6 protein-coding genes are annotated in these 8027 nt (G+C 65.4%); 4 read left to right on the top strand and 2 right to left on the bottom strand.

Annotated elements, in window-relative coordinates:
- Positions 1–169 precede the first annotated feature (169 nt).
- Both ACFSUD_RS12015 and ACFSUD_RS12010 read left to right on the top strand, forming a co-directional pair.
- On the top strand, positions 170–1309 hold the full coding sequence (locus ACFSUD_RS12015; RefSeq protein ID WP_386374715.1) for a lytic murein transglycosylase: 1140 nt from the start codon (positions 170–172) through the stop codon (positions 1307–1309).
- 86 nt (positions 1310–1395) lie between these two features.
- Positions 1396–2073 carry a DUF2270 domain-containing protein gene (locus ACFSUD_RS12010; RefSeq protein WP_386374713.1) on the top strand — a complete coding sequence of 226 codons (678 nt, stop codon included), beginning with the start codon at positions 1396–1398 and terminating at the stop codon, positions 2071–2073.
- 15 nt (positions 2074–2088) lie between these two features.
- On the opposite strand, the gene torT is transcribed toward ACFSUD_RS12010, so the two are convergent.
- A complete protein-coding gene (gene torT, locus ACFSUD_RS12005) occupies positions 2089–3132 on the bottom strand; it encodes a TMAO reductase system periplasmic protein TorT (RefSeq protein ID WP_386374711.1) in 1044 nt (347 codons plus the stop codon).
- A 93-nt stretch (positions 3133–3225) separates the two neighbouring features.
- Between torT and ACFSUD_RS12000 the strand changes: the two genes are divergently transcribed.
- Positions 3226–6138: an ATP-binding protein gene (locus tag ACFSUD_RS12000; protein WP_386374709.1), complete on the top strand. Its 2913-nt coding sequence runs from the start codon at positions 3226–3228 to the stop codon at positions 6136–6138.
- Here the strand turns inward: ACFSUD_RS12000 and ACFSUD_RS11995 are convergent.
- The gene (locus ACFSUD_RS11995; protein ID WP_386374733.1) at positions 6119–6820 is read right to left on the bottom strand and encodes a response regulator; all 702 of its coding nucleotides are present in this window, start codon (positions 6818–6820) and stop codon (positions 6119–6121) included. The genes ACFSUD_RS12000 and ACFSUD_RS11995 overlap by 20 nt on opposite strands.
- A gap of 187 nt (positions 6821–7007) precedes the next feature.
- On the opposite strand from ACFSUD_RS11995, the gene ACFSUD_RS11990 reads away from it, so the two are divergent.
- Positions 7008–7961 (top strand): ABC transporter substrate-binding protein, encoded by a 954-nt coding sequence (locus ACFSUD_RS11990; RefSeq protein WP_386374707.1) that lies wholly within the window; start codon positions 7008–7010, stop codon positions 7959–7961.
- Positions 7962–8027 lie beyond the last annotated feature (66 nt).

The raw sequence follows: 8027 nt of genomic DNA, 5'->3' as shown, positions 1-8027 counted from the left end.
AAGTGAGAAGATCACCCGAACCGGCGCCGTTGAAGGGATAGCGTTCCGGATCAGCGACTAAATCAGCACCCTGTTAGGCAGCCACCCGCACAGGGATCGAGACCCCGCTTGCAAGGGGCCTCTCATGCGCTAACATCAGGCAATACAAATCACCGGGCGGGCGGGCTTCATGATCACATCACGCAGAAATTTTACCTTGGGACTGGCGGCACTGGGCCTCGGCGCCTGCAGCACCGGCGCGGGCACGCCTTCGCTGAGCTCGGCCGGGGGGCTGCCTGCCGATCTGCGCCCGGTACCCAACGCTGGGTATGATGCCTGGGTGCGCGCCTTCAGGCCACGTGCGGCTGCGCAGGGGATCACGCAGGCGACTCTGAGCGCCGGTTTTTCCGATGCCGGTTTTCTGCCCGGCGTGGTGAAGCGCGACCGCAACCAGACCGAATTCACCCGCAGCCTTGAGGATTACCTCGCCATTGCCGCTTCCGAGGAACGCATCAGCAAGGGGCGCGCGGCCTTTGCCCGGTATCGCAGCACGCTCTCCGCGATCGAGGCGCGCTATGGCGTCGCCGCGGAGATCGTCGCGGCGATCTGGGGGCTGGAGAGCTATTACGGCGAGCGGCGCGGCGATGTGCCGGTGATCTCGGCGACCTCGACACTGGCATTCGACGGACGCCGGGGCGCGTTCTTCGAAAAGCAGCTTCTCGCGGCGCTGAAGATCCTCCAGAACGGCGATGTCGCCGCGCGCAACCTGACCGGCAGCTGGGCGGGGGCGATGGGCCATACCCAGTTCATCCCGACGTCCTATCAGGCTTTCGCAGTTGATTTTGGCGGCGACGGACGGCGCGACATCTGGTCGGAAGACCCGACCGACGCGCTGGCCTCCACGGCGGCCTATCTGTCGCGCAACGGCTGGACCCGCGGTCTGAAATGGGGAGGCGAGGCAGGAACCATCTCCGGCGGATCGCCGCTCCAGCCGCAGGCGGGCGGGCCGCGGTTCAGCGTGACGTCGAATTTCCGCGCCATCAAACGCTACAACAATTCCGACAATTACGCGATCGGCGTCGGGCATCTCGCCGACCGGATCGCCGGGGGCGGGCCGCTGCGCGGCGGTTTCCCGCCCGATGCCAACGGCATGACCATCGACGACCGCAAGGCGCTGCAGCAAAAGCTCACGGCGCGGGGGTTTGACACCGACGGGGCGGATGGGGTGATCGGACCCAACAGCCGCAAGGCGATCGCCGCCTATCAGACGAGCATCGGCGTTCCCGCCACTGGCGAGCCCTCGATGGAGCTGCTGGCCAGGCTGCGCTGAGCGCCGCGCACCCGGCTCGGCGTTGATTTTCTTGCCACATCGGCCCCGGTCATGCGATCCTTGCACAGGAGGATCGGGACCGGGCGATGCCGGACAGCGGAACGATCGAGCGCAAGACCCTCGATGCTGCCGAAATCGGCGCCATCGCCCATCTCTATCGCGGCGAAGTCTATCGCGCCACGACCTGGCGCACCCGGCTTGACACCACCACCAACTGGGCCGTGGTAACGCTGGGCATCGCGCTGTCGATTGCCTTTTCCTCGCCCGATGCCTCGCCGCTGCCGCTCATCCTGGTCGGCATCCTGATCATATTCTTCCTGATGCTCGAAGTGCGGCGCTATCGCTTCTTCAATGTCTGGCGGGCGCGCTGCCGCTGGATGGAGGTGCATTTCTTCGCGCCGATGCTTCATGACGGCGATCTGCATATGGAGGATGGCTGGCAGAGGATCCTTGCGGATGATTACTGGTCGCCGGTCTATCACGTCTCGCTCTGGGTGGCGCTGGGGCGCCGGATCAGGCGCAATTACTTCTGGATCCTGCTGATCCAGTCGGTCGCCTATGCGGGCAAGCTCTTCGTGCATCCCGCGCCGATCACCGATGCCGCGCAGTTGATCGAGCGCGCCTCCGTAGGGCCGATCGACGGGCGTATCATCCTCGTCATGGGGGCGCTCTACGGGCTGACCTGGGGAGTCATCGCATTGTGGAGCTGGCGCAGCGACGCGAACAGGGCGAAGGCGCGGCGGCACCGTACCAGCATGGGCTGACCCCGGCGCACCGGCTCAATGGGTCTCGAAGACCGGGACGAAGGCGGCCGGGGCCAGGGTTTCCGAAAGGGAGATCGCATCGACATTGTCGCGCGTGATGATCTGGATCTTCGGCCCGGCCTGCGTGACCTCGAGCTTGCCCTCGATGGCGCGCACCGCCATTTCGATGGCCAGCCGTCCCTGCAGGATCGGGAAATCCGTTGGTGCCGCGAGGATGCGACCGCGCCGGATGCCACGATAGACGGCGTGGCTCATGTAATCCGAGACGATCTGGATCTCTTCTTCCAGGCCGCGCGCGCGCAGGACCGAGACCGCGGCCTCGGCCGTCGGGGCGCTGCCGACGATGTAATCGAGATCGGGAAATTCATCGAGCGCTTCCTCGACCAGCTGCACCTGTATTTCGCGCCCGGTATCGCCGAACTTGCTGACCACAACCTCCGCCGAGCTGCCGCGCAGCGCCTTGTGAAAGCCGTTCTGCACGAAACGCACCCATCCGGCGCCTTCCGGACCCGGAAACCAGGCGAGTCGCACCGGCGCGCCGCCCGCCGGATGCCGCTTTGCGATGATCCGTCCCGCGGCGGCGCCCATCTCTTCCCAGGACACCGCGGAACGGGCGCTGATGCCGCCCTCGGCGATGTCGTTCACCGCGGCGATCACCGGGATCTGCTCAGCGATGCGGCGTATGGTTTCGGACAGGCCGTGAAAGGAGACGGTACCGACGATCAGCGCATCGGCCCCCGAAGCGATGCAGCTTTCGACCTGCTCGATCTGGCGCGCGAGGTTGGGATAGCCGCCCGCCTCTACCAGCCGGAACGACACGCCAAGGCGGCGGGCCTCCTCCACCATGCCGTAATTGACCGAAAGCCAATAGGCATCCTTCATATGCGGATAGGAGACGCATATGTGCCAGCGTTCGGCGGCAGCGCCGAGCGGTTGATAGGCGATCGCCTCGGCCACCGCGTCGCCGTCTCCGCTGCCGCGGGGCATTTCGAGCGCCCAGTTCTGCGCCAAGGCGGGCAGGCTCAGGGCCAGCCAGATCAGCGCGGCGAGATAATGCATCGGTTTCCCATCCTGAAGGTTTCGCGCATTAGACCCCGGCGGCGCCCGCGTTTCAAGTTTGCGCCGCAGCGGCTTTGGCGCTTAAGCTGGCGCATGTTCGAAAGATTGGGATTGGGCGGACGGCTGATCCTGGCGTTCCTGGTGATCGCCGGGCTGCCGACGCTTGCCGGGGTCTTCGGCCTGATCGAGCTGCGAGACATCGCGCGAAGCCAGTCGCGCATCACCAACGAGACGATCCCCGCCATCGCCCATGTCCGCGGCATCACCGAGGAGAGCGGCAGGGTGATTGCCGCCGCCCCGGAACTGGCCAAGGAGACCTCGCAGGAGGGGCGTGCCGGGCGGGCGCAGTTTCTGGCCGAGCAGGTGGCGGCGCTTTCCGCGCGGCTGGAACGCCATGGCAGCGAGGAGATCGGCAATACCACCGTGCTGCGCGGTGCCGTGGCGGATGTGGAGGCGCGGACCTTCCGGCTCAATGATCTGGTCGAGCAGCGCATCACGCTGACCGAGATCCGCCGCGACCGGCTGCGCGCCGCGCTGGAGGCCGCGACCGACCTGCTCGACATGGCCGATACGCTGGTCGCCAATGCCGAGATGGGCACCACCGCGGTAATCACCAGCCTCTATGATTACAGCACCGAGGATATCAGCCGCGCCGATACGCTCGACAAGCTGATAGAGGTCGATCTGTTCCAGCTCGGGCTGATGTTCGAGCTGCGCTCGCGCACTGCCGAGATCGGGCTGCTGGTCAATCGCATCCCCGAGGCGGCGGCACTGGCGCAATTGCTGGAAATCCGCGCCATGCTCAACAACCGCATCGACGTGGTGGCGCGCCGGGTGACTTCGATCCGCGATCCGGGGCGTTCCGAACAGGCGGCGGCGCATCTGCAGGTCCTGCTGCCGCTGGTGGAGGGCGAGCGCGATATCTTTGCCTTGTCCGCCGATATCCTGCGCATTCATGACGAGATCGCCGCGCAGCAGACCGAGTTGCAATCCGCCGCGATCCAGCTTGGCAAGGAGGCGGGCAGGGTGGCCAGCATCGCCCAGGAACAGGCGATCGCCACCGGCGTGGCGGCCACCACGCAATTGCGTCGCACCCAGCTGCGCAACGGCATTGCGGCCAGTATCGCGCTGGCGGTGTCGCTGGCGGTGCTGTGGTTCTTCATCCGCGGCAACATCACCCGGCGTCTCGATCGGCTCTCCGGCGCCATGGCCGCCCTGGTCAGCGGCGATCTGGCGCGGCGCATCGTGCCGCAGAAACGCGACGAGATCGCGCGCATGGAAGAGGCGGTGGAGGTGTTTCGCCAGCAGGCCATCTCTAACCGCCAGCTCGAGGCCGAGCGCGACCGCAATGCCCGCGAATTGCTCGAACACCGCAACAACCTGCAACTTCTGGTCAATCAGCAGACCGAACAGTTGCGCGACGAGGTAGCGGCCCATGATGCCGCGCGCCGCAAGGCCGAGAGCGCGGACCGCGCCAAATCGGAATTCCTCGCGATGATGAGCCACGAGATCCGCACCCCGATGAATGGCGTGCTCGGGATGCTGCGCACCATGTTCGGCGAGGGGCTGAGCCGCGCCCAGACGCGGCGGCTCAACGCCGCGATCAGCTCGAGCCAGGGTCTGCTGCGCATCCTCAACGGCATACTCGATTATACCAAGATCGAAAGCGGCGCGGAGGGGCTGGAGATCACCACATTCTCGCTGCGCGAACTGGTCGAGGAAATCGTGACGCTGATGCGCCCCGGTGCGCGCGAACGCGGGATCGAGCTGCTGCTCGATCTGCCCGCCGACGTGCCACCGGCACTGCGCGGCGATGCCGGGAAGCTGCGTCAGATCCTGTTCAACCTCGTGTCCAATGCCGTGAAATTCACCGAGCAGGGCGAGGTGATCCTGCGGCTGCGTCTGACTCAGGCCGACGATCAGCGGCGGGAGGTGATTTTTGAGGTCGAGGATTCCGGTGTGGGCATTTCAGCCCCGGCACAGCAACGCATTTTTGAGGCATTCGAACAGGAGGACCGCACCACGGCGCGGCAATATGGCGGCACCGGGCTGGGGCTTGCGATCTGCAAGCGTTTTGCCGATGCCATGGGCGGTACGCTCTCGGTTGAGAGCAGCAAGGGCGTCGGCTCGGTATTCACCCTGCAGGTCACGCTGGAGGAAGGCGCGGCGGCGGACCTGCCGCATATGGAGGAGCCGTTCAGCTTTCCGAAGCCGGAACGGGCGCTGCGCGCGCTGGTTGTCGAGGACAACGAGATCAACCGCATGGTGGCGCGGGGCTATCTGGAACGCATGGGCCATGAATGCCGCTGTGTCGGCTCGGCGGAAGAGGCGCTGTCGGTGCTCGGAGACGAGGATTTCGACGTGATCCTGATGGACGTGAACCTGCCCGGCATGAGCGGCACCGCCGCGACCCGGAAGCTGCGCCGGTCAGCCGACCCGCGGCTTGCCGCGCTGCCGGTGATCGGCATTTCCGCGCATGTGCAGGACGAACAGATCTCGGCCCATCTCGACGCCGGCATGGATTGTTTCGTGGCCAAGCCGGTTTCACCGGAAAGGCTGGCCCAGGCGATCGAGACCGTGGCGGCGGGGATCAAGCGCGAGGTGTTCCTGCCCCGGACGGCGCAGGACACGCGCGAGATGAACGGCGATCTGCGCCGCGCGCTGGCGGAAAACGCCGCGGATCTCGGGACGACGCGGGCGATCGAGATCGGCGATCTGTTCCTGCAGCAACTGGCGCGCGACGCGGAGGCGCTGCGCGCCGCGGGACGGGCGCGGGACTGGCAGGAGGTGAGCAGGCTCGCGCATCGGCTGAAGGGCGCCGCGGGAAATGTTGGCCTGGGCGAGTTGATCGCGACCTTGCAGCGGATCGAACGGGCGGCCGGGGCAGGGGAGGATGCGGAGGTGATCCGCTGCTTGCGTGAATTTGCCCTGCAATCGGTCCAGACCCGCGAGGCGATGCAGGCGGAACTGACACAGCTGCGCGGGCTCATTCCAGCGGCGCAGTGAAGACATATCCCTCGCCATGCACGGTGGTGATGAAACGCGGAGCGGCGGGATCTTCCTCGATCTTGGCGCGCAGCCGACGGATCAGCACGTCAACGGTGCGCGGATTGGTGCCGAATTGCCGGTGGGTGACACAGCCCATCAGGTAGTCGCGACTCAATACCTCGCGGGCACGTACCACCAGCGTGTTCAGCAGCTCGAATTCGGCGCGGGTGAGCGGCACCGTGTCGCCGGTCCCGTCCTGCAGACGACGGCTGGCGCTGTCGAAGGTGAAATCGCCGAAGCGTACGGCGCGGCGCGACAGGCGGCGGATGTCGGCGGTGCGGCGCAGCAGGTTCTTGATCCGGGCGAGCAATTCGCGCCGGTTGAACGGCTTGCAGACATAATCATCGGCGCCGAGCTCCAGTCCGACGATCCGGTCGACGTCATCGCTGCGCCCGGTCAGCAGGATGATCCCGAGTTCCGACCTCGCCCGCTGCTCGCGGGTGATTTCCAGCCCGTCCTTCCCTTCGAGGTTGATGTCCACGATCAGCAGGTCTATCTCTGCGCCCGCGAGCAGGTGCTCGGCTTCCGCGGCGCTGGCCGCCTCGTACACTTCATAGCCCTGGGCCTGCAGATAGCTGGCCAGGGTGGACCGGGTGACCGGTTCGTCCTCGACGATCAGGATCTGATGTTTGCGCAATATGGCCGCCTCCCGCCACTTTGTTAACAAAATTTCACATTTACTACCATCCTGTTCATCACAAGAGGCTGACCTGTTCACATCTCCTGAATAGCCTGTCGATGCGGAGGGTCAGGGCAGAGAGCCATGACGCTCCCGAAATAACCCGAGCGCCCGAGTGAGGCGCCGGGACACCATCAGGGAGAATTGAATGAAAACGCAATTGAAACTTTTCACGTTGGCCGCGGGTCTGAGCTTTGGTGCCACAGCGGGTTTCGCCGAGGATTCCTCGGATCCGATCATCATCCCGACTCACAATTGGTCGAGCCAGATCGTGATGAGCCACGTCGTCGGCCAGATCTTCGAAGAGATGGGCAACAATGTCGAATATGTCTCGACCGACAGCCAGGCGGTCTATGAATCCGTTCGTCTGGGCGACGTGACGCTCGAGCTCGAGGTCTGGGAAGGCGCCTTCGGCAATTCGTTCCGTGCCGCGCAGGAAAAGGGCGGGATCGTCGATGCCGGGGATCACGACGCGGTCACCCGCGAGGATTGGTGGTATCCGGCCTGGACCAAGGACGCCTGCCCGGGCCTGCCCGACTGGGAGGCGCTGAACGAATGCAAGGACAAGTTCACCACGCCGGAAACCGGTGAGAACGGCCGTTTCCTCGGAGGGCCGGTGGACTGGCTGAAACATGATGCCGAGCGGGTCGAGGCCCTGGACATGGACTTCACCGTGGTCAACGCGGGCTCTGCATCGGCGCTCTGGGCCGAGGTCGCGGCCGCCGAGAAGACCAAGCGTCCGGTGGTGATCTTCAACTGGACGCCGAACTTCGTCGAAGCGCTCTATCCGGGCGAATTCGTCGAATTCCCCGAATGGGTCGAGGGCTGCGACAGCGATCCCGCCGTCGGTCCGAACCCCGATGCGACCTATGATTGCGGCAACCCGGCCAACGGCTATCTGAAGAAGGCGGCCTGGGAGGGCATGGAAGAGAAATGGCCCGCCGCCTACGAGACCCTGACCAAGATCAGCTTCACCAATCCGCAGATCGCCCAGATGGCCAAACTCGTCGATATCGACGAGATGGAGCCCGAAGAGGCCGCGACCGCATGGCTTGAAGCCAATGAAGACGTCTGGAAGCCCTGGGTGGCCGGCGGCGCCTGAGCCGTTTCCAGCCACGTTACAATCCCGTCCGGCATTTCTGCCGGGCGGGTTCATCGGATCAAGGGG

Origin of the sequence: Sulfitobacter aestuarii, assembly GCF_042685005.1 — a bacterium.
In the GTDB taxonomy this organism is placed as follows: domain Bacteria; phylum Pseudomonadota; class Alphaproteobacteria; order Rhodobacterales; family Rhodobacteraceae; genus Sulfitobacter; species Sulfitobacter aestuarii.
Note: the sequence above shows the minus strand (reverse complement) of the source record. Positions and strands in the feature narration are given on the sequence as shown.

Excerpts from the sequence above, each read along its gene's own strand:
- ACFSUD_RS12015 (WP_386374715.1), top strand. The coding sequence starts at position 170 with ATGATCACATCACGCAGAAATTTTACCTTGGGACTGGCGGCACTGGGC.
- ACFSUD_RS12010 (WP_386374713.1), top strand. The coding sequence starts at position 1,396 with ATGCCGGACAGCGGAACGATCGAGCGCAAGACCCTCGATGCTGCCGAA.
- torT (WP_386374711.1), bottom strand. The coding sequence starts at position 3,132 with ATGCATTATCTCGCCGCGCTGATCTGGCTGGCCCTGAGCCTGCCCGCC.
- ACFSUD_RS12000 (WP_386374709.1), top strand. The coding sequence starts at position 3,226 with ATGTTCGAAAGATTGGGATTGGGCGGACGGCTGATCCTGGCGTTCCTG.
- ACFSUD_RS11990 (WP_386374707.1), top strand. The coding sequence starts at position 7,008 with ATGAAAACGCAATTGAAACTTTTCACGTTGGCCGCGGGTCTGAGCTTT.